The sequence below is a fragment of the Floridaenema evergladense BLCC-F167 genome (assembly GCF_041929205.2).
Classification (GTDB): domain Bacteria; phylum Cyanobacteriota; class Cyanobacteriia; order Cyanobacteriales; family Aerosakkonemataceae; genus Floridanema; species Floridanema evergladense.
This window is the reverse complement of the sequence record NZ_CM171625.1, coordinates 3,910,005-3,931,323: the sequence shown is the minus strand read 5'-3', so window position 1 is coordinate 3,931,323 and position 21,319 is coordinate 3,910,005. Positions and strand designations below refer to the sequence as shown.

Annotated in this window: 24 protein-coding genes; 18 read left to right on the top strand and 6 right to left on the bottom strand. The window is 41.4% G+C overall.

Annotation, left to right across the window (positions count from 1 at the left end):
• On the bottom strand, positions 1 to 1,317 hold the full coding sequence (locus ACE1CA_RS19190; RefSeq protein ID WP_413279564.1) for an AAA family ATPase: 1,317 nt from the start codon (positions 1,315 to 1,317) through the stop codon (positions 1 to 3).
• 75 nt (positions 1,318 to 1,392) lie between these two features.
• Here ACE1CA_RS19190 and ACE1CA_RS19185 point away from each other — a divergent pair, with 75 nt between their 5' ends.
• On the top strand, positions 1,393 to 2,988 hold the full coding sequence (locus ACE1CA_RS19185; RefSeq protein ID WP_413279565.1) for an Hsp70 family protein: 1,596 nt from the start codon (positions 1,393 to 1,395) through the stop codon (positions 2,986 to 2,988).
• A gap of 69 nt (positions 2,989 to 3,057) precedes the next feature.
• Here the strand turns inward: ACE1CA_RS19185 and ACE1CA_RS19180 are convergent, their stop codons facing one another.
• The 3 genes from ACE1CA_RS19180 to ACE1CA_RS19170 form a co-directional block, all read right to left on the bottom strand.
• The gene (locus ACE1CA_RS19180) at positions 3,058 to 3,543 is read right to left on the bottom strand and encodes a L,D-transpeptidase (RefSeq protein WP_413279566.1); all 486 of its coding nucleotides are present in this window, start codon (positions 3,541 to 3,543) and stop codon (positions 3,058 to 3,060) included.
• Between the two features lie 130 nt (positions 3,544 to 3,673).
• Entirely contained in the window at positions 3,674 to 4,546 is an 873-nt protein-coding gene (locus tag ACE1CA_RS19175; protein WP_413279567.1) for an LPS biosynthesis glycosyltransferase, read from the bottom strand.
• A gap of 46 nt (positions 4,547 to 4,592) precedes the next feature.
• Positions 4,593 to 5,339, bottom strand: coding sequence for a creatininase family protein (locus ACE1CA_RS19170; RefSeq protein WP_413279568.1), 747 nt, complete (start codon positions 5,337 to 5,339; stop codon positions 4,593 to 4,595).
• Between the two features lie 97 nt (positions 5,340 to 5,436).
• Here ACE1CA_RS19170 and ACE1CA_RS19165 point away from each other — a divergent pair, with 97 nt between their 5' ends.
• From ACE1CA_RS19165 to ACE1CA_RS19125, 9 genes are all read left to right on the top strand, one after another.
• On the top strand, positions 5,437 to 5,757 hold the full coding sequence (locus ACE1CA_RS19165; RefSeq protein WP_413279569.1) for an ArsR/SmtB family transcription factor: 321 nt from the start codon (positions 5,437 to 5,439) through the stop codon (positions 5,755 to 5,757).
• 98 nt (positions 5,758 to 5,855) lie between these two features.
• Positions 5,856 to 6,878 carry a PstS family phosphate ABC transporter substrate-binding protein gene (locus ACE1CA_RS19160; protein WP_413279570.1) on the top strand — a complete coding sequence of 341 codons (1,023 nt, stop codon included), beginning with the start codon at positions 5,856 to 5,858 and terminating at the stop codon, positions 6,876 to 6,878.
• A gap of 30 nt (positions 6,879 to 6,908) precedes the next feature.
• Positions 6,909 to 7,622: an MIP/aquaporin family protein gene (locus ACE1CA_RS19155; protein WP_413279571.1), complete on the top strand. Its 714-nt coding sequence runs from the start codon at positions 6,909 to 6,911 to the stop codon at positions 7,620 to 7,622.
• 29 nt (positions 7,623 to 7,651) lie between these two features.
• Positions 7,652 to 8,059 (top strand): arsenate reductase, glutathione/glutaredoxin type, encoded by a 408-nt coding sequence (gene arsC, locus ACE1CA_RS19150; RefSeq protein WP_413279572.1) that lies wholly within the window; start codon positions 7,652 to 7,654, stop codon positions 8,057 to 8,059.
• A gap of 11 nt (positions 8,060 to 8,070) precedes the next feature.
• Positions 8,071 to 8,532 carry a phosphatase domain-containing putative toxin gene (locus ACE1CA_RS19145; RefSeq protein ID WP_413279573.1) on the top strand — a complete coding sequence of 154 codons (462 nt, stop codon included), beginning with the start codon at positions 8,071 to 8,073 and terminating at the stop codon, positions 8,530 to 8,532.
• A complete protein-coding gene (locus tag ACE1CA_RS19140; protein ID WP_413279574.1) occupies positions 8,529 to 9,914 on the top strand; it encodes an FAD-dependent oxidoreductase in 1,386 nt (461 codons plus the stop codon). The genes ACE1CA_RS19145 and ACE1CA_RS19140 overlap by 4 nt, the downstream gene beginning before the upstream one ends.
• A gap of 6 nt (positions 9,915 to 9,920) precedes the next feature.
• A complete protein-coding gene (arsH, locus tag ACE1CA_RS19135) occupies positions 9,921 to 10,589 on the top strand; it encodes an arsenical resistance protein ArsH (RefSeq protein ID WP_413279575.1) in 669 nt (222 codons plus the stop codon).
• 238 nt (positions 10,590 to 10,827) lie between these two features.
• The gene (locus ACE1CA_RS19130) at positions 10,828 to 11,070 is read left to right on the top strand and encodes a thioredoxin family protein (protein WP_413279576.1); all 243 of its coding nucleotides are present in this window, start codon (positions 10,828 to 10,830) and stop codon (positions 11,068 to 11,070) included.
• A 6-nt stretch (positions 11,071 to 11,076) separates the two neighbouring features.
• On the top strand, positions 11,077 to 12,066 hold the full coding sequence (locus ACE1CA_RS19125) for a permease (protein WP_413279577.1): 990 nt from the start codon (positions 11,077 to 11,079) through the stop codon (positions 12,064 to 12,066).
• Positions 12,067 to 12,082: 16 nt separating this feature from the next.
• Here ACE1CA_RS19125 and ACE1CA_RS19120 read toward each other — a convergent pair whose 3' ends face one another.
• Positions 12,083 to 12,691: a cyclin-dependent kinase inhibitor 3 family protein gene (locus ACE1CA_RS19120; RefSeq protein WP_413279578.1), complete on the bottom strand. Its 609-nt coding sequence runs from the start codon at positions 12,689 to 12,691 to the stop codon at positions 12,083 to 12,085.
• A gap of 245 nt (positions 12,692 to 12,936) precedes the next feature.
• Between ACE1CA_RS19120 and ACE1CA_RS19115 the strand changes: the two genes are divergently transcribed.
• The 8 genes from ACE1CA_RS19115 to ACE1CA_RS19080 all read left to right on the top strand — a co-directional run bounded on the left by ACE1CA_RS19115 (position 12,937) and on the right by ACE1CA_RS19080 (position 19,068).
• Complete coding sequence (locus tag ACE1CA_RS19115) at positions 12,937 to 13,689, top strand: winged helix-turn-helix domain-containing protein (RefSeq protein WP_413279579.1); 753 nt, start codon at positions 12,937 to 12,939, stop codon at positions 13,687 to 13,689.
• An 84-nt stretch (positions 13,690 to 13,773) separates the two neighbouring features.
• A complete protein-coding gene (locus ACE1CA_RS19110; RefSeq protein WP_413279580.1) occupies positions 13,774 to 15,162 on the top strand; it encodes an ATP-binding protein in 1,389 nt (462 codons plus the stop codon).
• A gap of 39 nt (positions 15,163 to 15,201) precedes the next feature.
• Positions 15,202 to 15,870 carry a phosphate signaling complex protein PhoU gene (gene phoU, locus ACE1CA_RS19105; RefSeq protein ID WP_413279581.1) on the top strand — a complete coding sequence of 223 codons (669 nt, stop codon included), beginning with the start codon at positions 15,202 to 15,204 and terminating at the stop codon, positions 15,868 to 15,870.
• A 181-nt stretch (positions 15,871 to 16,051) separates the two neighbouring features.
• Positions 16,052 to 16,282, top strand: a complete 231-nt coding sequence (locus ACE1CA_RS19100) for a translation initiation factor IF-2 (protein ID WP_413279582.1) — start codon at positions 16,052 to 16,054, stop codon at positions 16,280 to 16,282.
• 175 nt (positions 16,283 to 16,457) lie between these two features.
• On the top strand, positions 16,458 to 16,949 hold the full coding sequence (gene psbV, locus ACE1CA_RS19095) for a photosystem II cytochrome c-550 (protein WP_413279583.1): 492 nt from the start codon (positions 16,458 to 16,460) through the stop codon (positions 16,947 to 16,949).
• Between the two features lie 282 nt (positions 16,950 to 17,231).
• Positions 17,232 to 17,648, top strand: a complete 417-nt coding sequence (petE, locus tag ACE1CA_RS19090; RefSeq protein WP_413279584.1) for a plastocyanin — start codon at positions 17,232 to 17,234, stop codon at positions 17,646 to 17,648.
• A gap of 165 nt (positions 17,649 to 17,813) precedes the next feature.
• The gene (petJ, locus tag ACE1CA_RS19085) at positions 17,814 to 18,146 is read left to right on the top strand and encodes a cytochrome c6 PetJ (protein ID WP_413279585.1); all 333 of its coding nucleotides are present in this window, start codon (positions 17,814 to 17,816) and stop codon (positions 18,144 to 18,146) included.
• 208 nt (positions 18,147 to 18,354) lie between these two features.
• Positions 18,355 to 19,068 (top strand): rhomboid family intramembrane serine protease, encoded by a 714-nt coding sequence (locus ACE1CA_RS19080; RefSeq protein ID WP_413279586.1) that lies wholly within the window; start codon positions 18,355 to 18,357, stop codon positions 19,066 to 19,068.
• A gap of 47 nt (positions 19,069 to 19,115) precedes the next feature.
• Here the strand turns inward: ACE1CA_RS19080 and ACE1CA_RS19075 are convergent, their stop codons facing one another.
• Positions 19,116 to 21,305 carry a GumC family protein gene (locus tag ACE1CA_RS19075; RefSeq protein ID WP_413279587.1) on the bottom strand — a complete coding sequence of 730 codons (2,190 nt, stop codon included), beginning with the start codon at positions 21,303 to 21,305 and terminating at the stop codon, positions 19,116 to 19,118.
• Positions 21,306 to 21,319: the final 14 nt, after the last annotated feature.

Below are 21,319 nucleotides of genomic sequence, written 5' to 3'. Positions count from 1 at the left end.
TTAATTATTGATCAACCGAGCCTCTGCTGCATCCAAATAACGACTTTCTAATTTCAAAGAAACATCGCTAAAATCTTCGGGCCAATCTCCAAAAGCTCCCGCTGCATCTAAATCAGTACTGCTAACTTCTGTAACCCCATCTTCTCGTCGTTTAAACCAATGAAGTTTTACCAAATCAGGCGATAATTTCCCCTCTGCAACTAAAGATTGAACTGCTAATAAAAGCAGTTCGCTGTGAGTTTCTAAAACTACTCTGACACCACGATTTGCTGCATCAGTTAATATTTCCGCCAAAGCAACTTGAGCACGGGGATGCAAGTGAATTTCTGGTTGTTCTAGGTAAACTAATTGTCCCAATTCTGCTACCAGTAAAGCAACTAAAACAGGTAAAGTTTGTGATACACCTAAACCAACATCCGCAATACTAACCATATCACTTGCTTCACTACTACGAGGTAAACGACCTACTCGCAATTCAATTTGTACATCGTTCAGCTGTTTAGCATCGACTTTCCAAGTTAATCCTAGTTTTTCTAAATTTGATTCTAATTCTTTCAGTCGATCGTCTTCTGTATTTTGCCAATGACTGATTACGCTGGCAACATAATTCTCAAAAGTACCAGGAAACTCCTGACCAACAGCTGTGGTATTGTAAGTCCGTTCGGGATTTCCTCTTAACCCAGGAACGTGGATTAAACGGCGAATTTGTTGTTGAAAATCGCTAGAAAATTTGGAAATAAAAGAAATAAATGAACCGATGCCTTGTTGAAATTCAAGGAAACCGCGCACTCTACTCACGTTCCATTCAAATGGATATTTGTTTTGGAGCCAATGTGGAATTATTGTGAGTAAATCTTCATGAGTCATTTCTGGTGAAATAGTGAAGTCAGCAACATAATATCCATCGCTGTCATCTACATGATAGGTTGATTCAATAACTTGAATACCTTGCTTTTTTTGCTTCGTAAATTTACTAATTAAGAAATTACCAAGTAAGTCAATCTTGATAGTAAAAGTTTCAGTATGATTTTTTCCAGACAATTTGGATAAAAGCTGATCTGCTGAAGTAAATTTAACATTAGGGCCATTGAGTAGCAGCGCACCTGGATCATAGCTGGCTTCCAGAGTTTGCTTTAGTAGCAGTAATGGCTGCATAATACTGGACTTGCCTGAACTATTGGCACCTGCAAGAATTGTTAGGGGACGAACTTCGATGCTGCACTCTTCGTAAAGAGACTTATAGCCATGTACTGAAATGCGATCGATTCCCCGTCCAGAAACTATAAAACCATTTTTTGAGGAATTTGATTCGCTCATAATGTTGTGTTTGTGTTTGGGCTGCTAAATACCATAATATGATTTAAACCTAATTCATTGATTGAATTTAGCTGAATGGCGATCGCAATTGATTTTGGTACTAGCAACACTGTAATTACTCGCTGGAACCCTGTCACCCAGCAACCAGAAACTTTGAATTTACCGGGAATTTCTGTCACTTTGGCACAAAATCCGCCCTTAATTCCCAGTTTGCTTTATGTTGAAGATGCTTACGCTGGTAAAGTTGTAGTTGGACAAGCGGTGCGCGATCGGGGTTTGGATGTTAAAACTGACCCTCGCTTTTTCCGCAGTTTTAAACGAGGAATAGGTGCAGATATTCAAGGTTTTCTCCCTGAATTAGATGGGCAAATTGTTACTTTTGAAAAAGTCGGACAATGGTTTCTCACTAATATTATTGAAAAGTTACAAGAAACTTTACCCGATGTCGGTCAATCTTTAATATTAACTGTTCCGGTTGATAGCTTTGAAGCTTATCGTAATTGGTTAGGTGAAGTATGTAAAACTTTGCCAGTAGAACAAGTGCGGATTCTAGATGAACCAACCGCAGCAGCTTTAGGTTATGGAATGAAGGATCAACAAATTATTTTAGTTGTTGATTTTGGTGGGGGAACGCTGGATCTTTCCTTGGTACGTTTGGATAGTACCGCTGCTAAAAAAACTGTAGGTTTTATTTTGAAATGGGGGCAAAAATCCCTAGCAGAAAATTCCGGGCAAAAGGTAAAAACTGCCCGTGTTATCGCTAAAGCTGGGCAAAATTTAGGCGGTACAGATATTGATAATTGGTTGGTTGATTACTTTGTTAAAACGCAGGGAATAGAAGCGACACCGTTAACAACTCGTTTGGCAGAAAAGTTGAAAATTCAGCTTTCTTTGCAAAGACAGGCAAGTGAGGTTTATTTTGATGATGAAACCTTTGAAAGTTACGAGTTGGAATTAGACCGCGATCGCTTTGAAACCATCCTTAAAGAACAACAATTTTTTGATAAATTGGATGATTCCATGACGCAAGTTTTGCAACAAGCAAGGCGACAAGGGATCGAAGTTACTGATATTGATGCAGTTTTGTTAGTCGGTGGAACAGTACAAATTCCCGCAGTACAAACTTGGATACAGCAATATTTTGATGTAACAAAGATTCGCTGTGAAAAACCTTTTGAAGCGATCGCGCAAGGTGCCTTACAACTCACTCAAGGTATCGAATTAAAAGACTTTCTTTATCACAGTTACGGCATTCGTTATTGGGATCGCAAACAGAATCGCCATAATTGGCATTCTCTCATTAAAGAAGGGCAACCTTATCCGATGAGCGAACCTGTAGAATTATTGTTGGGCGCTTCTGTGGAAAATCAACCCAGCATCGAATTAATTATTGGCGAATTAGGCACGCAAACTGGGGCTACTGAAGTTTACTTTGATGGCGATCGCTTAGTCACCCGAAATCTCGCCAGTGGAGAAACCCAAGTCAAACCTTTAAACGATCGCGAAGGTGCAAGAACGATCGCCCAACTAACACCACCTGGATATCCGGGAAGCGATCGAATTAAACTGTTGCTTCAAGTTGATGGCGATCGCTTTTTAAGAATTACTGTCGAAGATTTATTTACCAAACAAATCTTATTAGAAAATCAGCCAGTAGTTCAACTTAGTTAATCATATAAAATTGAATTGTAGAGACGTTTCATGAAACGTCTCTATGAGGATTTTAGGACTCCTAAGTTCCTAACGGCGAATTACCACTTTTGTTCCTGGACCCGCCCAATTAAATAATTTTCGGGCTTGACTGACTGGTAAATTAATGCAGCCATGACTAACTGGTGTACCAAAACGATTATGCCAATAAGCGCCATGAATCGCATAGCCTCCAGAATAAAACATAGTAAAAGGAACATTAGGAGCAACATATCCCGGTCCCCGCATCGTTTTATAGCGATACTTTGTTTGAATTGCGTAAGTACCGACACGAGTAGGAGTAGAACGCTTACCACTAGAAATAGGGATTGAGTAAATTCTTCTGCCATTTTGCCAAGCATATAAACGTTGACTGGATAGGTTAACTTCAATCCAACGACCTGAAACATTTCCGCTTGACTTTGATGTAGCCGAAGTAGGTACAGACCAAGCAAATAAACTAGTGATAAATAACGCTAAACTTACCCAAAAAACACTTGAACGACGTAACCAAGTTAAACGAATGATTGTTTTCATAAATTGACTTCCTCCTAAAAATTAGATTAGTACAAAAACTTAAAAAAGCAAATGAAAATTAAAAACTGAATCTTAACAAATTGCAAAGCCAAAGGATGATAATTTTTAACTTCCTTTGGCTTATTTACACTTATAGATGCAACGATAACTGCCTGCGAATAGCAAAACTAATCAATCTCGTTGGTACGCTAGAACCTTGAATTACAGGAATTCGTAAATATTTACCCAGTAATAATCGAGCAATTCCTTTAAAACGAGCTTGAATTCTTGCAATTAATAAATTCTCTTTTCCTCCCCTTTCTTCTGAAGCATAGAAAGGCAAAAATGCTAATTTTCCATATAAAACATCGGCTCGATGAGTTTTGCTCAAACCGTTTTTATAATGTTCTAAATTCGGCAAACCTCCATGTTCGCCATAATTCCGAAATGGTATGTAATTTTTTAAGGCTTTTTGTCTGAGAAATTTATCGATATCTGAATCCCAAGATGAGTAAGCATTTGTTCCGTATTTTTGGTTAATTTCTTCTGCTAATTCAATCAAATATTTTGCTGCTAATGGGGTGACAATATAGGCAACTGTAGAAACAGAAAACCCTTCAGCATAGCCTTTTTCTGAAACGCTGTAAACTTGGGAAGCGCAAGTGTATAACCAGGAAATTCCGACATCATTTTGATGAAGATCGAATGGTAAGGGAAGTTTACCAAAATCAACTACGGGAACAAAATCTGCTTCAATAACCAAAGTTGGTTTGTCTTCTTGAATTGCTTTTTCCCAAGCATTACAGTGATTCATCAAGCAGAGATAACTGCGAGAATAATTTTGATATTCTGGCTTGTGTTGTTGCCTAAGAACTTCGTATTGAAATTTTTCTTTACTTAAGATTTTTTCAAGTAATTCAGTTGGTTCTTTGTAGGCAATAATGAAGACTTTGCCGATCGAATCAACCAGCTGATTAGATTCACTTAGTTTGGTGGTAGGAGCGATCGCGTTCATACTAACCATGATAAACCTATTAAAAGTATAACCTCGAAAAATCAAAGGTCAACCCTTACTCAGCATTTAAAAATTCCAAATACCCATTACTTAACTCTTTCACCGCTAAATCATAAAATTGCTTTCCATGTTCCGGTGTCGCTAAAGCTGGGTTAGATCCCATCCTTCCATCTGGGTAATGTTTGCGAAAATCAACAGCACCATATATGGGGTGTCCCTTGCCAACTTCTTCCGCAAGTTGCCCTTGTTTAATTGCTTCTGGATAAACAAATTGAGTCACAGCTACTTCACTGGGAGTGGCATGAGAACCTTCTCGATCGCCATACAATTCCTTAGCTAATTTATAAACAGAACCACACATAAACCAGTTAGCAATTTGGCATTTTACTTGCTCATGATTTTTGATATTTAAATCTGCTAAATGAGCATAAGTTTCGGCAAAAGCGGCTTTCATTGTAGCAATATTTCCGCCATGTCCGTTAATAAAAAACAACTTAGTAAATCCGGCTTTTGCTAAACAAGTTACATAGTCTTTAATTAATAGAATCATCGTACTCGGACGCAAGCTAATTGTACCAGGAAAACCTGTATGATGTAACGCCATTCCCACATTAATAGTCGGCCCAACCATTGCCTTAATTTCTTCGCCAACACCTTTAGCGATCGCTTCGGCACAAATCGCATCCGTACCAATTAATCCTGTTGGCCCATGTTGTTCTGTAGAACCAATTGGCATTATTATGCCCGTAGAGTTTTCTAAATAAGCTTCTACTTCTATCCAAGTGCTTAAATGTAACAGCATTCCCAGTTGTCAATTGTTTTACAGATTTAATTCTAAAGAAATATTGCTGAAAGTGGCAAAAAAAGTTTAAGATTAGATGATGTATTAAAAAAAATTGATGGTACAGTCTTCCCTCATACCTACCCAAATCAGTGCCGGGTTTCATGCCTTGTCTGAGCCCTTGCGTTTGCAAATCATTGACTTACTGCAACACAGAGAATTGTGTGTCTGTGAATTATGCGAACAGCTAGAAGTCAGTCAATCTAAACTCTCATTTCACCTGAAAACCCTGAAAGAAGCGGGTTTGGTTCGTTCTCAGCAACAAGGACGCTGGATTTATTACAGCCTGAATTTGTCTAAATTTGTGGTTTTAGAGCAGTATTTGGCAGATTATCGCCGCTTTAGTTCGATCGCTCCCGCCCGCACCTGCCAGCAGTAAACCGCGATCGTCAAGTTTTGTTTAAATGTACTTGACAAATCAATTTTTTTTGAAATGATGGTTATTACCCCTTACATAATTTGACTGGGGGAGGCAAAATGAAAGTAACCGAAAAGCCCCAAGTTTTTAGATTAGGAACATTTGCTTTAATCGTCGGTGTAGCTGCGTTATTGAACTCATGTTCTCAGGTACAATCGCAGCAGAAACCAATTAAAATTGATGGTTCGAGTACGGTTTATCCGATTACGAATGCGATCGCCAAAAATTACCAAACAACCAATCCCAATGCCAAAGTAGAAACAGCTTTTTCTGGGACTACGGGAGGGTTAAGAAAATTCTGTGCCAAAGAAATAGATATTGCCGATGCTTCCCGTCCAATTAATGCCCAAGAGATGCAAACTTGCAATCAAGCTGGGGTAAGATTTATTGAATTACCCGTTGCTTTTGATGCTTTAACAATAGTAGTTAATCCGCAAAATACTTGGGCAAAAGATATCACTGTAGCCGAGTTAAAAAGAATTTGGGAACCAGCAGCAGAAGGTAAAATTACTAATTGGAATCAAGTAAGACCCGGATGGCCCGATCGACCTTTAAATTTATTTGGGCCTGGTAAAGATTCGGGGACATTTGATTATTTTACCGAAGCCGTAGTTGGCAAAGTTGATGCTAGTCGTAACGATTATACAGCTAGCGAAGATGACGAAGTAATTGCCAAAGGAGTAATCGCAGATCCTAATGCTTTAGGATATTTTGGATTAGCGTATTACGAAGATAATCCAGGTAAGTTAAAAGCAGTTCCAGTTAATAGTGGAAAAGGAGCGATCGCACCTTCTTTAAAAAATGTAGAAGCCAGTCAATATCAACCTTTAGCCCGTCCTTTATTTATTTACGTTAATGCTAAATCTGCCCAAGATAATCCGGCATTAAGAGACTTTGTAAAATTCTACATCAAGAATGCGCCAGAAACAGTAAAAGCTGTAGGTTATGTACCTTTACCAGAAGAAGGTTATCACCTGGCAGACGTGCATTTTAATCGAGCAAAAGTAGGAACAGTATTTGATGGTAAAGCCCAGCTAGATTTAACATTAGCTGAGTTATTACGCAAACAAGCGAAATTCTAGTTCCTAGAGGAACAAAGCAAGGTAAAAAGAATGGTAAAAATAGGTTTTTCCAAAGGTTTGAGGAGCAGAATTTCTTACTGTTGGCGAGAAGTATTAGTAGAAGCGATCGGCACCTTCATTCTAGTATTTGCTGGAACTGGAGCAGTAATGGTAAACCAGATTAGTAAAGGCGCAATAACTCATTTAGGAATTAGCTTTGTGTTTGGCGCAGTAGTAGCAGCATTAATTTATGGATTAGCTCATATTAGTGGCGCACATTTTAACCCAGCGGTAACTTTAGGATTTACCGCAACTGGGGTTTTTTCTAAACACAAAGTCCTGCCTTATATTCTGGCGCAATTATCAGGAGCGATCGCCGCCTCCGCAGTATTACGTTTAAGTTTTGGTAGAATTGCCAAACTCGGAGCTACTTTACCTTTAAATGGAAACTGGTCGCAATCTTTAGTCTTAGAAACCATTCTTACCTTCATATTAATGTTTGTGATTTTAGGCTCAGGATTCGATCGCCGAGCCCCCATAGGTTTTGCGGGAATAGCGATCGGATTAACCGTAGGATTAGAAGCAGCATTTATGGGGCCAATTACCGGAGCAAGTATGAATCCGGCGCGATCGTTTGGCCCCGCTTTTATTGGAGGATTTTGGCAAGACCATTGGATTTATTGGATCGCACCAATTTTAGGAGCACAATTAGCCGTAATTATCTATCGACAGATTTCCAACAACTTTCAGGACTTTTCGGATTAGATGAAATACTTAACAGGAGGATCGGGATAATGAAAAAAGTGATGTTTGTTTGTAAGAAAAACTCAGCCCGATCGCAAATGGCAGAAGGATTTGCCAAGCAACTTGGAGTTGGTTTAATTGAAGTTACCAGTTCTGGACTAGAAGCTTCTCAAGTTAGACCAGAAGCGATCGCCACAATGAAAGATGCAGGAGTAGATATTAGCCATCAAACCTCAAAAGCCTTAAGTGAATTTAAACCTGAAAATTTCGATGTCGTGATTTCCCTTTGTGGATGTGGTGTAAATCTTCCCCCCCAATGGCTAACAAGAGAAGTATTTGAAGATTGGCAATTAGACGATCCAGCCGAACAACCAGAGATTTTCCCCAGAGTGCGGGATGAGATTCGCGATCGAGTAGTTCGTCTGATTGAAACCTTACAAGTTTCCTCTGTTGCATAGGTATGTCTCTAATGGAAGAAACACAGCCAATTCTAGAAAACCTTTGGTGGGTGATTCCGGGAAAATTAGCCGGAGTACGGAAACCTCTGCCAGAGGAAATTGAGCAACTCAAAGCAGCGGGAATTGGAGCGATCGTTTCCGTAATGGATGACCCTTCAAATCTTGACTTGTACGAACAGGCAAACCTCGATTACCGCTGGCTACCCACAAAAGGCGGAAATGCTCCCACTGTAGAACAGATTCAAGCACTTCAAGCCTTCATCGAGCAGCAAAATCAATTAGGCAAAGCTGTTGCAGTGCATTGTACTAGTGGCAATCGCCGGACAGGAACAATGCTCGCAGCCTATCTGATTCTGACAGGCACTCCGTATGATGATGCAATGCAGATTATCCAAACCGCCAATCCCAATGCTGAGTTACGAGAGGCTCAACTCACCTTTTTGCAGTCGTTAGCGGGAAAAACATCAACATGACTCAATTACTGATCGTCGGTGGTAGCGATGCAGGAATCAGTGCTGCTTTACGCGCCAAAGAGCTAGACTCTACGGTTACTCCAATCATCGTCATGGCAGATGATTTTCCCAACTTCAGTATCTGTGGGTTGCCGTTCTTCCTGAGCGGTGAAGTCGCAGACTGGCGAAATTTGGCACACCGGACAAAAGAAGATATCACTCTGGCAGGAATTCAACTGCTAACTAATCACACCGCTACAGCAATTCGTCCTCAAGAAAAAGTTGTTATTGCTGTTGATATAGAAGGAAACGAAAAACTGCTGACATACGATCGCCTGCTCGTTGGGACAGGAGCCTTATCAAACCGTCCCCATATTGCAGGGATTGATTTACCGGGAGTGTATTTTCTGCGTTGGATGGCAGATAGTTTTGCTGTAGAGAAACACATCGCCCAGTTCCATCCAAAATCTGCGGTTATTGTGGGGGGTGGTTATATCGGCTTGGAAATGGCAGATGCTTTAGTGTTACGTGGATTGAATGTAACGCTAGTTGAACACAATCCAAGCGTTCTCAAAACCGTCGATCCCAGCTTAGGAGAAATGGTTCGGGCTGAACTCCAACGACATCAGGTAACGGTGGCAACAGGGGTGTCGCTCGAAACCATTCAACAACAAGGGAATCAGCTAAAAGTTTTTGGCTCCAATGGGTTTGAGGCGATCGCAGATTTAGTTTTGGTTGCTGTTGGTGCCAAACCAAATACTCATCTAGCTCAAACCGCTGGCATTGAGTTGGGGATGACAGGGGCTATTCGAGTAAATCGAAAGATGGAAACCAATCTCCCAGACATCTATGCAGCTGGTGATTGTGTAGAAACTTGGCATCGTGTTCTCAACCAAAATAGTTACCTGCCTCTTGGTACTACTGCCCATAAGCAAGGTCGGGTAGCAGGTGCAAACGCAGTGGGTGGCAATCAAGAATTTGCTGGCTCCTTGGGTACGCAGGTGGTTAAAATCTTTGACTTAGCAGTTGCCCGTACAGGACTGCGCGATCGGGAAGCATTAGCAGCAGGCTTTGACCCATTAACAGTGGAGTCAGAGGTTTGGGATCACAAGGTTTATTACCCAGGAGCGCACCAACTCCGAATTCGGGTCACGGGCGATCGCCAAACGGGAAAGCTGCTCGGTGCTCAAATTGCAGGGCATTACCAGGGTGAAGTTGCCAAAAGAGTTGATATTTATGCCACTGCCTTGTTTCATGGCATGACCGTTGAAGCGATAAACGAGATCGACCTCAGTTATACCCCTCCTTTAGGGAGTCCTTGGGATGCGGTGCAAATGAGCGCCCAAGCTTGGAGTAAAGCCTCACATAACGTGATTTCTGTTCCTGAATCTGTCCGCAGCTAAAATCCTATGACCACGTTTGACCATCCTCCGAGAATTCTGTTTCTTTATGGTTCCTTGCGCGATCGTTCTTACAGCCGTTTATTAGCCGAAGAAGCGGCTCGAATTATTCAGGAGTTTGGCGCAGAGGTAAAGTTTTTCGATCCGCGAGAACTACCGATTTACGGCAGCGTTCCTGATACTCATCCCAAAGTGCAGGAGCTACGGGCATTAAGCCAGTGGTCTGAGGGACAGGTTTGGTCTAGCCCCGAACTACACGGTCAAATTAGCGGTATCATGAAAAACCAAATTGACTGGATTCCTCTAAGTATTGGAGCAATCAGACCAACTCAAGGAAGAACTTTAGCCGTCATGCAGGTGAGTGGTGGTTCTCAATCTTTCAATGCGGTAAATACACTTCGCATTTTAGGGCGCTGGATGCGGATGTTCACGATTCCAAATCAATCTTCCGTAGCAAAAGCTTACCAAGAGTTTAATGAAGATGGAACGATGAAAGATTCTTCATATCGCGATCGCGTCGTCGATGTCATGGAAGAACTTTTTAAGTTTACTTTGCTATTGCGAGGAGAGGTGGATTATTTGTGCGATCGCTACAGTGAGCGAAAAGAAAAAGGCACTCAAGAAACAATGACTGACATTAGCAAAGCGATCGATAGAGTCAATCTTAGCCGAATCTAATCAAACTCAATCCCTAAACTGATACTCTCTTTTTTGCTTCTTCTTTAGCTAAATTTGACTAATACAAAATCCGCCTTAAATACCCCCTAATTCTTTAGTCCGCGTAGGCGGACTTTGTTTGTGTAGCAGCGATTTCAATCGCCCAATCATCTTCATTACAAAATAATGAAAAACCCTCTATAACCAATTAGTTAAAAGGTATAATAAAAAAGTAATTCAACACCTAAGCTTCACAACTATGACTAACATCAAAGTAGAAATTCTAGGTTCCGGCTGCAAAAAATGTCATCAATTAGAAGAAAACGCCAAAAAAGCCATAACTGACTTAGGAATTACCGCCGAACTTGACCATATAACCGATCAAATTGAAATAGTCAAACGGGGAGTAATGTCCACCCCAGCATTAGCAGTAAATGGCAAAGTAGTCAGCAAAGGAAAAGTAATTTCACCCGAAGAAATCAAGCCATTATTGCAAGTGTAAACTCAAATGTTCGATCCATTTTATCCCTTCGACTGGTTAGCCAGCCAAATAGTTACGAAATTATTCGGCTTATCCTTAGAAACACATTTAGGCGCAAGCCTGCATTTTTTCCTTTACGACGTTCCCAAAGTTCTCACATTGCTGCTAGTCATAAGCTTTATAGTGGGGACAGTGCAAACCTTCTTAGAACCGGAAAAAGTGCGATATTGGTTAGGAGGGAAACGCACGATTTGGGGCAATTCTTTAGCTGCTGGAATTGGCATTGTTACACCATTTTGTTCTTGTTCGGCAGTTCCTTTATTTATGGGATTTTTAGAAGCAGGAGTTCCATTAGGAGTAACATTTTCCTATTTAATTTCCGCGCCGATGGTGAACGAAGTTGCGGTAATATTACTTTGGGGATTATTTGGTTTTAAAGTCACTTTGATTTATATTGGATTTGGGGTGATTTTAGCGATCGCAGCCGGATACACAATCGGCCTACTAAAACTAGAAAACTGGGTAGAACCCTTCGTTTGGGAACTGCAAAAAACCCGACAAAACCAAGAACTAGACCAAACAGAAACCGAAAAACCCTTAACTTGGAAACAGAGAATTGCCCAAGGACAATATTCCGCCACCGAAATCTTTAAAACCGTATCGCCTTATGTAGTTGGAGGAATAGCAATTGGTGCAGCAATTCACGGTTATGCCCCAGCAGACATGATTACCAAATGGGCAGGAAATAACAACCCATTCGCCGTTCCCATTGCCACATTAATTGGCGTTCCCTTATATGCGAATATTGCCGGAGTTTTACCAATTACAGAAGCCTTAGTCAGCAAAGGAATGTCATTAGGAACAGTACTTTCCTTCACAATGGCAGTCACCGCCCTTTCCTTGCCAGAAATCGTAATTTTACGTAAAGTCTTACGTCCCCAATTACTAGCCGTATTCATTTCCCTAGTAACTGTAGGTATTATCAGTATTGGTTATCTTTTTAACGCCTTATTGTAACAGTAGATTTACAGATCTATTGAGAATATTTTGAACTTTGGTCTTGGAGAATTTCTCGTCGATCGGAATTCCATATTCTTTGGCAAAGAGTCACAAACTTTTGCTGCTCCTTGGTTTCAATTGCTCCTGCTTGCACAGTGCGTACTAACCGGATAGCTTCAGACGGTTCATAGCCCAAACGCACCAGACAGCAAGCTACAACTGTACCAGTACGACCTAATCCACCCCGACAATGAGTTACCACTGTCTGTCCGGCACGAACTGCATCTAACAAAACCTCTATAAACGTTGTGAAATCTGCGATCGAACAAGGAATACCTAAATCTACAATAGGGAACCAGATTGTCTTCATCCCCATTGTTTCTGCCCTTGGCAATAAATCAGTAATTTTGGCTGTTTCTAATTCAGCTTTAACTAGCAAGCAGACCAGTAAATCAGTCTGATATTCCTGCTTGAGACGATTTAGGTCAATATCAAGGTTTCGCTTCCATTGAACATTTAAACCCACCCCCTTTTTCCCCGGAGCGATCGTCAAGCCAATTCGCCCTGGTAGCTTCAAAATATCGCTATTCACAAATGCTACTTGGATGGGGCTAGTTTCAGATGTCTCAATTGCTTGGCTCATAGCACCTCAAAATCAATTGAAAATTTTGGAGCATAACTCTATCGTATAAAAAAAAATTGATATGTCAACTTTGTTGTAGCATTTATTGAACAATCTTTATTTCAAATAATATTGATTTAAGCCTTATCTTGGTAAAAAAATCCTCAACCCGAATTCAATTCGGAAATTTTCCTGTGCTTCTCCCTTGACAAGCACCGATCGCGCTATTGTTTGGATGGAACAAGTCAGCACAAACTTTCTCAATCATGTTTTCCCTTGAGATAGCTCAAAATCCATCAGGAACCGAAATCGGGCAAAAAAGACGCATCCTAGTAGTAGAAGACGAAGACCTGATTCGTGAAATGCTAGTCATGGCGTTACAGGAACAAGACTACGAAGTACTCACAGCCGCTGACGGACAAAAAGCCGTTAGTATCCTGCAAAACGCCAGCAACGACATCGGAGAATCATTCATTGACTTGGTAGTGTTAGACATCATGCTACCCCTAGTCAATGGATTAGATATTTGTCGGTTACTCCGTCGTCAAGGTAATCCAGTCCCCATTTTAATTCTCAGTGCCAAAGGCAGCGAAACCGATCGCGTACTAGGCTTAGAAGTAGGCGCAGACGACTACCTAACAAAACCCTTCAGTATGCGGGAATTTGTCGCCCGTTGTCGTGCATTACTCCGTCGTCAACGCCTCAGCGGGTTAGCACAGCCACCAATCTTGCAGTATAAAGACATTACACTCTATCCCCAAGAATGTCGTGTCTTACTGCGCGGAGAAGAAATCAACCTTGCCCCCAAAGAATTCCGCATCCTAGAATTATTTATGAGCTATCCTCGGCGCGTCTGGTCGCGAGAACAACTACTCGACCAAGTTTGGGGCCCAGATTTTGTTGGTGATAGTAAAACCGTCGATGTCCATATTCGCTGGATGCGGGAAAAATTGGAAAAAGATCCTAGTCGCCCAGAATACATTATTACCATTCGGGGTTTTGGTTATCGATTTGGATAGTTGTTATTTTTTGGGGATTCGGTTGATATGTTGATATGTGGTTAGTTGATAGTTATCATTGGTCGCTAGCCATCGATCGCTCAAATGCCTATTGTTGAAATTCTAATTGGTTTATTAATAGGATTGGCAATTTCTTTGTTCTGGCGAATGCGCTTTAATCGACGCTTAAAGCAATTATTGCTATCTCTGGAAGTATCTGATACTGACTCTGCTTTATCTATAATTTCTCGTTTGCGTCGGGGAGTGGCTTTAGTAAATCAACATCGCCAACTACTAGAAAGTGAAATCCAAACTTGGGAAACTATCCTCCAAGCAGCACCCAGCGGCTTTCTCATGGTGGATGAAGAAAATCAGCTGATTTGGTGTAACGAACAAGCAAGGCAGATGTTAAACATAGATAGGTGGGAACCTGGACAAGTGCGCTTGCTACTAGAATTAGTCCGTTCCTACGAACTCGACGTATTGATCGATCGAACTCGTCATCAACAACAACCAATCAAGCAAGAATGGGTATTTCATCCAACTTACTCGAACCCAGAAGCCATACGTCCCGATCCACAGGCTAACACGGTACTTGCTGGTGCAGCTGGTGCGATCGCAGAAACCACAGAATATCAAGAACGCCTCAAACCCAAATCCCTCACCATCCGAGCCACCAGTTTACCCTTATCCAATGGGCGAGTCGGAGTATTCTTAGAAAATCGGCAAGCCTTAGTCGAACTTTCCCAAGCCCAGGATCGCTGGGTGTCAGATTTAGCACATGAACTGAGAACGCCCCTCACCTCGATTCGCTTAGTAGCAGAAGCTTTACACGATCGTCTAGAACCACCTTTAAGCCGTTGGGTAGAACGTTTACTTCCAGAAGTTAATCGGCTGATCAACTTAGTACAAGATTGGTTAGAACTAGGTCAACTGGAAACCGACTCTAGCAATAAGCTGCGCTATCAACCCTTAGACTTGCGATCGTTAATCAACGCTGTTTGGCAAAGTTTAGAACCTTTGCATAACGCCAAAAAACTCCATTTGACTTATTTTGGCCCAGAACCCCTACAAATTGAAGGTGATGAGTCTCGCCTATACCGAGTCTTTTTAAATATTCTCGATAACAGCATTAAATATAGTCCAGAAGATGGAGAAATTAGAATTGAATTCAACATCTCTCCTCAGATAGATATTACTAAAGTTGTAGAGATTAATATTATAGATTGTGGCCCTGGCTTTCCTGAATCAGACCTACCGTTTGTTTTTGAAAGACTTTATCGAGGAGATCCTTCTCGAAAAAGACAAGCAGCTTCTTCCTTAGAACAAGAAAGCACGATAAAATCTAGTACAACGGGTAGTGGTTTAGGTTTAGCGATCGTCCGCCAAATCATCCTAGCTCACGGTGGTTCCGTCACAGCCAAAAATCATCCCCAAACCGGAGGAGCTTGGCTAAAAATAGAATTACCTTATCAAAAATCTGTAACCTATTAGAATTTACGTAATCACACCTTATTTGGTAGATAAATTAGGGTGAACTCCTCTCCTTTTAACCCCCCACCCGAACGCATCAGCTTTGAGCGCAGTCTAAGGCGCTTAGAACGTGATGTCTTACGCATGGGTGCATTAGTAGAACAATCTTTCCGTCTCTCTCATCAATCCCTATTCAACCGAGACTTAGCCGCAGCAGAATCGATCCCCTTAATTGATAAACAAATTGACCAACTCTACCGCCAAATAGAATTAGACTGTGCTGCTCTAATCACCTTACAAGCACCAGTAGCCCAAGACGTGCGCCTACTAAGTGCTTATATGCAATTAGTCCGAGATTTAGAACGAATTGGCGACTATGCTAAAGATTTAGCCGAAATTTCCATCAAACTCTTTCCTTATCCACCCCATGCCTATTTAGCAGAAATCACTGCCATGTCCCATCAAGCTCAAGCAATGTTAGCTATGAGCTTAGTAGCCTTAGCTGACTTAGACGCAGAAGCTGGAAGACAAGTCAAACAAGAAGATGATGTAGTCGATATCGCCTACGAAACCTTTTACCAACGCCTAGCCGGACAACGCGACATCAAAGGCGTAATAGAACCAATATTATTATTAGTCTTAGTTATCCGTCACCTAGAACGCATGGCAGACCACGCCACCAACATCGGTCAAAGGGTCGCTTACATTGTCACTGGACATCGCTCTTGATGGGGGACTGGGGATTGGGGACTGGGGACTGGGACAAGGGTGAGTTTTGAGTTTTGAGTTTTGAGTTTTAAGTTATTAATTCAAATTCTCCCAAAACTGGAACTTTTTAATTCAGCCTTAGAAAAGGTGCCGCTCAGTGGCATCATTATGAGAGAGACTCAATCTTTTGTAAAAAACCAGTATGGGTTTTGCTAATCTGTCAATAGCCGAAATCGCAGCGGACTATGACACTGCTGTTACAGAAGTGTTCCAAATTTGCGATCGATTAGGCATTCCTTACAAAAATCCCCAGACTCGTTTGGCTCTGGAGGATGCTAAGGCAATCATTTCCGAAATTATGGCTCAAAGCCAAGACTCAGGCACTAACCACCAGGAAGATTTATTCTCGGACAACCAGAATACAAATTCTTGAGTAGCTAATGTTAAGCCTGGGACAGCTTCTGAGCCAAAGTCACCCAGTCAAACCTAATCAATGGTAAACAGAACTGCTGCGCTCAACTGTTTAGATAATACAGTTTGCCAGAGTTCGCTGAGATTGAGTCCTAAATAAATTACAATCACGCTCGCCTTATTGTTTTGGGAGAACAATGCTAAAAAAATATTTCTGGCTTGCTGTGGCTACCCTGATTTTCACCTTTCAAATGATGGTGGGTAGTGCTTTTGCCACTGAACTCGATGTAGAAACCCGTACAGTACCTAAGAATGCACAAGGCGATACGATCGTACTAAGTCCAAAACAGGTGGAGAAAGGCAAACGCCTGTTCAATAATGTCTGCTCTCAATGTCACAATGGTGGGATTACCAAAACTGACCCGAACGTAGGTCTAGAACCAGAAGCTCTGGCTTTGGCAACCCCACCTCGTAACAATATCGAAAGCTTGGTGGATTATATGAAAAATCCTACTAGCTACGATGGAGAAATTCCGATCGCAGAAATTCACCCCAGTAAGAAGAGTAGTGACATTTTCACAGAAATGCGCGATCTTACAGATGACGATCTCGAAGCGATCGCCGGACACATTCTAATTCAACCAAAAATTGTCGGCGTTAGATGGGGCGGTGGCAAAATCTATTTCTAAACCCACTCTCCATTAGCACAAAAACCAAAATCAAAAGTCAAAAGAAAGAGAAAATATTATCACTAACTTTTTCTTTTGGCTTTCCCACTTGCAGAAAAAACTCAGGTTAAAACACCCAATTAATCGGCATTTGGTAAAGATTTTTTCCGTCTGGTAACTACAATTCCAGACTCATCCCTTTAAATCGCTGGCAAAATTTAAGATTATTCCAGCAAAAACGTCCACTTGCTTGGTATTTTAATTTAAGGAAACCAAGTTCACTGGTAATCTCAGGAGAAGATTATGAAATTTATGTCTGCAATTTGGCGGCGCTTGAGTTTAGCATTATTGACTATGGTATTAGTCGCCAGTAGCTTCCTGTTGATGACCTCCCCCGCAGCTGCGGAAACCGTCACCATCAAAATGGGCGCAGATAATGGAATGCTAAAGTTTGAGCCATCTAAAGTGACTATCAAACCAGGAGACACTGTAGAGTGGGTAAACAACAAAGTTCCTCCCCACAACGTAGTTTTCGATCCAAAGAAAAACCCTGCTAAGAGTGCAGCTTTAGCAAAATCCCTGTCTAACACTAAACTGGCTATGAACCGAGGTGACAAAATTACAGCAACATTTCCTGCTGATGCTCCTGCTGGTGAGTACACCTACTTCTGCCAACCTCACCAAGGCGCAGGTATGATTGGCAAAATTACTGTTGAATAACCACAGTAGTTTCACCCATTAACTTACATTGCCTGCTAGTAGCAAAGACGGCAAACTTTGTGCTTCTCTATGGTTCACTAAAGTAAAGCATTTGTCAGCAGCATAAAATGTTCTTGGGCAATAATTTTACAGCTTGCTGAGTCGGTTAAGCCAAGGAGAAACACATTGAAAAAATTAGTCACAGTTTTATTGCTAACTACGGCAATATTAACTTTTGCTTTTAGTCGTCCTGCACTAGCAGGAGATGCAATTGTCGGGTCTAAAATCTTTAGCGCTAATTGCTCTGCCTGCCATTTGGGTGGAAATAATGTAATTATGGCTAATAAAACCCTGAAGAAAGAAGCTTTAGAGAAGTATAATATGAATTCTCTAAAAGCTATTACTAAACAGATAAAAAAAGGCAAAAATGCCATGCCAGCTTTTGGTGGTCGTCTTTCGGATAAACAAATTGAAGATGTCGCTACTTATGTGTTACAGCAAGCTCAAAAGGGTTGGTAGAGTATTGGTCATTTAGCTTAATTTAGTTAGCAAATTTACATAGGTTTTGCTTGAAGCAGTAACCTTTTCCCTTAGTTTGGTTTTTCCTTCTAAGGGCTATTTTTTGAGTTTTGAGGATGTAATATTCCATTACTCACCCGGAGTTAGAAGACAGTACCGCAAAAGGTGGGATATCCTTCAACTAAATGCTTGTCAAGGAAAAGTAACAATGGTACCCCTTCGTGATGAAAATCCGACTGTAATCACTCCTTATGTGACTTATGGGCTGATTATTGCTAATATTCTGGCTTTTGTATATGAATTGAGTTTACCACCGCAGCAATTACAAAGCTTTTTTCATTTAGCAGCAGTAGTACCAAGAGAACTGAGTGCTAGTTTCGCTGGTGTGGCAACAAATCAACCAGTGCCAGAATGGACAACATTAATTACTTCTCAATTTCTCCATGCTGGTTTTGCTCATTTGATTGGTAATATGTTGTTTTTGTGGATTTTTGGTAATAATGTGGAAGAAGCTTTAGGTCATGTGAAGTTTCTGATTTTTTATTTAGCTTGTGGGGTATTAGCGGGGTTGGCGCAGTGGTTTTTTGCCATGCAATCGGGGATTCCTTCTTTGGGTGCGTCAGGTGCGATCGCTGGAGTTTTAGGAGCTTACATTCTCAAATATCCAAATGCTAGAATCCTCACATTTTTTGGATATTTCTTATTTTATGTTCCAGCTTTCTTCTTCTTAGGTCTTTGGTTTGTGCAACAAGCATTTTACGGTATTGCTAGTTTACAAACTCCAGCAAATGTGGGCATGGAAAGCGGAGGAATCGCTTACTGGGCACACGCTGGGGGCTTTGTGTTTGGCGCAATTTTAGCACCTATTTTAGGTTTATTTGCCAATCAATCTCGCAACCAATCTAACTTTGAACAGTTTTAGTGACGCTGTTCTATTGCAGCACCCAGTCCCCAATCCTCAAAGCAATTTTATTTGGTTGGCACTTTGACTTCTTCCGGTTCCTCTTCCTCTGTTAAATTTTGGGTTTCTGGTTCTGTCGCCATGAATTTTTGTTCTGTTAATAGAGGAGTTTTGCCGATCGCCATATCCGTACCATTAATAATGCCACCCAAGAACGTAATATCTTCCGATTCTGTTAATTGTTGTGCGGCTTCAGCGAACATACTCTCCACAGTGTAGCCCGGTCGAGCTACTAATATCATGCCATCAGTCATTGGTTCCAAGACAAAGGCATCGTTGCAAATACTCAAAGCCGGAGCATCAATAAACACCATATCAAAGCGACCGCGCACATCTTCTAATAAGCGACGGAACTCGCTAGATTCAAGAACCGATGCTGGTTGTTGGATTGGGCCAGGACTTGGTGCTAAGTATAAATTTTCTACCTCTGGCACCAACCGGATACAATCGCTCCAGTTACCGTAGTAACGAAGAGGTTCGATCGAGGCATCAGGATCGGGAGCAACTTTAACACTTCTGGCGAGAGAGGGCGATCGCAAATCTGCCTCAACAATCAAAGTCCGTTTACCTGCACGGGCGGAAGCGATCGCCAAATTATAAGCACTCACGCTCTTTCCTTCCTCATTAGTCACGCTAGTTAATAAAATTACCTTCACCGGATCTTCACTAGCACGACGCAAATTAGTCCGTAACCGTTCGTAAGGCTCCAAATAAGGTGAATGCGGCTCTAAAATAATCGGCGTTTCTCCTAAATCTGGGTCAGGAATCGCTATATAAGGCAAAATTCCCAGCACAACTATATCTCGCTGTACCATTGCAGCGCGGATATCCTCCATAGTTTGGAATACGCCACCCAAAGCACCCAAAAGAAAAATAATAGCCCCACCGACAACAATTCCCACCAAACCTCCAGCCCCAATAATGATAATCGGATTCGTGGTTTCCTTCGCTAACTTATTAACTTGCGCCTCACCCTCTGGAATCCAACTACTAACCGTCTCCGCCTCTGCCGTTTGAGCATCTGCCAAACTTGCTTGCATTTGGCTATAGACATTTTGCTTAAGTTGCAACTTCTCCTGTAACCTGGCTTGCTCTAACTGCTTGTTAGGAATCGTAGCGTATTCCCGTCTTAACCTTTGTTCTTCCTGCGCCAAAGCCTTTTGTTGCTCGCTCAAGGTTTCTCTTTGAGTTTGCAAGGCTACCAATTGATTAGCTAATGCTTGCCTAGCCGGATCGAGATTACTATCTTGGCGAATTTCATTAGCACTTTGTAGTGGTGCTGCTATACCGTTACCGCCAATCACTTCGGAAGCACGTTGTTTGAGCAATTCCTCATAAGATTGGATCTGTTTTTGAAGTTGAATAATATTTGGATGTTTTGGTCGCAAATCTTTCTTGAGAATTTCCAGCTGAGATTCTGCTTGGTAAATTTGCACTCGCAAATTAGCAATAATTGGGTCAGCACTGAGAGCAGAAGAAGCATAAGCTTGGTCTGGGTTTAATCCTAACCTCTGTTGTAAACTAGCTATTTGAGTATCAGTACCTTGGATTTGAAGTTGTAAAGCAGACTGCTGTCCTTGGCTAGCCAAAATCGATTGCACCAAACTACCATTTTTGGCAGCCAATAAAACTGAACCTTCTTGTTTAGTATATTGCTCTAAATTCCGTTCTGCTTGTCTCAGTTCTCTTTCTACCAAAGGTAAACGTTTGTTAATCTCGCTAATAATAGTCGTTAAGCGAGTCGTATTGATTTTACGGCTATATTTACTTGCCTGTTCTAGTACATTGTTAACTACAGCTTGAGCCCGTTTTTCATTTGTATCGATGTAGCTAACAGTTATTCTAGGCGGTGGTGGCGTTTCACCTCTCCCTACTGAGGGTTTAGGTATATTAATATTTAGTTTTTTTAGTAATTGTTTTACCTCTACTTTTGTTTCCTGCGCCACTGATGTAATTACATCGCTATTTTTGATCAATTTTGGGGTGGCTACTGGCTGTTGAATGTCAGATGCTGTTTTGGAAAAAACTACGGTTGGGGGATTAGTAATCAGAACTCCTTCAGCTTGGTATTCTGTTGGAGGTACTGGTTGTTTGGCAACTACAAAGGATGCCCCCGTAACTAACACAGCTGCGGCTAATCCAGTCCATTTATGTTGGTTAAAGGCGATGAGATAGCGTTTAACAATTGGTAAAGTCATAATGAATTGCTGTT

Excerpts from the sequence above, each read along its gene's own strand:
- ACE1CA_RS19190 (WP_413279564.1), bottom strand. The coding sequence starts at position 1,317 with ATGAGCGAATCAAATTCCTCAAAAAATGGTTTTATAGTTTCTGGACGG.
- ACE1CA_RS19075 (WP_413279587.1), bottom strand. The coding sequence starts at position 21,305 with ATGACTTTACCAATTGTTAAACGCTATCTCATCGCCTTTAACCAACAT.
- arsC (WP_413279572.1), top strand. The coding sequence starts at position 7,652 with ATGAAAAAAGTGATGTTTGTTTGTAAGAAAAACTCAGCCCGATCGCAA.
- petE (WP_413279584.1), top strand. The coding sequence starts at position 17,232 with ATGAAATTTATGTCTGCAATTTGGCGGCGCTTGAGTTTAGCATTATTG.
- ACE1CA_RS19115 (WP_413279579.1), top strand. The coding sequence starts at position 12,937 with ATGTTTTCCCTTGAGATAGCTCAAAATCCATCAGGAACCGAAATCGGG.
- ACE1CA_RS19120 (WP_413279578.1), bottom strand. The coding sequence starts at position 12,691 with ATGAGCCAAGCAATTGAGACATCTGAAACTAGCCCCATCCAAGTAGCA.
- ACE1CA_RS19125 (WP_413279577.1), top strand. The coding sequence starts at position 11,077 with ATGTTCGATCCATTTTATCCCTTCGACTGGTTAGCCAGCCAAATAGTT.
- ACE1CA_RS19160 (WP_413279570.1), top strand. The coding sequence starts at position 5,856 with ATGAAAGTAACCGAAAAGCCCCAAGTTTTTAGATTAGGAACATTTGCT.
- ACE1CA_RS19145 (WP_413279573.1), top strand. The coding sequence starts at position 8,071 with ATGGAAGAAACACAGCCAATTCTAGAAAACCTTTGGTGGGTGATTCCG.
- arsH (WP_413279575.1), top strand. The coding sequence starts at position 9,921 with ATGACCACGTTTGACCATCCTCCGAGAATTCTGTTTCTTTATGGTTCC.
- ACE1CA_RS19170 (WP_413279568.1), bottom strand. The coding sequence starts at position 5,339 with ATGCTGTTACATTTAAGCACTTGGATAGAAGTAGAAGCTTATTTAGAA.
- ACE1CA_RS19140 (WP_413279574.1), top strand. The coding sequence starts at position 8,529 with ATGACTCAATTACTGATCGTCGGTGGTAGCGATGCAGGAATCAGTGCT.
- ACE1CA_RS19165 (WP_413279569.1), top strand. The coding sequence starts at position 5,437 with ATGGTACAGTCTTCCCTCATACCTACCCAAATCAGTGCCGGGTTTCAT.
- ACE1CA_RS19110 (WP_413279580.1), top strand. The coding sequence starts at position 13,774 with ATGCCTATTGTTGAAATTCTAATTGGTTTATTAATAGGATTGGCAATT.
- ACE1CA_RS19130 (WP_413279576.1), top strand. The coding sequence starts at position 10,828 with ATGACTAACATCAAAGTAGAAATTCTAGGTTCCGGCTGCAAAAAATGT.
- ACE1CA_RS19100 (WP_413279582.1), top strand. The coding sequence starts at position 16,052 with ATGGGTTTTGCTAATCTGTCAATAGCCGAAATCGCAGCGGACTATGAC.
- ACE1CA_RS19080 (WP_413279586.1), top strand. The coding sequence starts at position 18,355 with ATGGTACCCCTTCGTGATGAAAATCCGACTGTAATCACTCCTTATGTG.
- ACE1CA_RS19180 (WP_413279566.1), bottom strand. The coding sequence starts at position 3,543 with ATGAAAACAATCATTCGTTTAACTTGGTTACGTCGTTCAAGTGTTTTT.
- ACE1CA_RS19175 (WP_413279567.1), bottom strand. The coding sequence starts at position 4,546 with ATGGTTAGTATGAACGCGATCGCTCCTACCACCAAACTAAGTGAATCT.
- ACE1CA_RS19185 (WP_413279565.1), top strand. The coding sequence starts at position 1,393 with ATGGCGATCGCAATTGATTTTGGTACTAGCAACACTGTAATTACTCGC.
- ACE1CA_RS19155 (WP_413279571.1), top strand. The coding sequence starts at position 6,909 with ATGGTAAAAATAGGTTTTTCCAAAGGTTTGAGGAGCAGAATTTCTTAC.
- psbV (WP_413279583.1), top strand. The coding sequence starts at position 16,458 with ATGCTAAAAAAATATTTCTGGCTTGCTGTGGCTACCCTGATTTTCACC.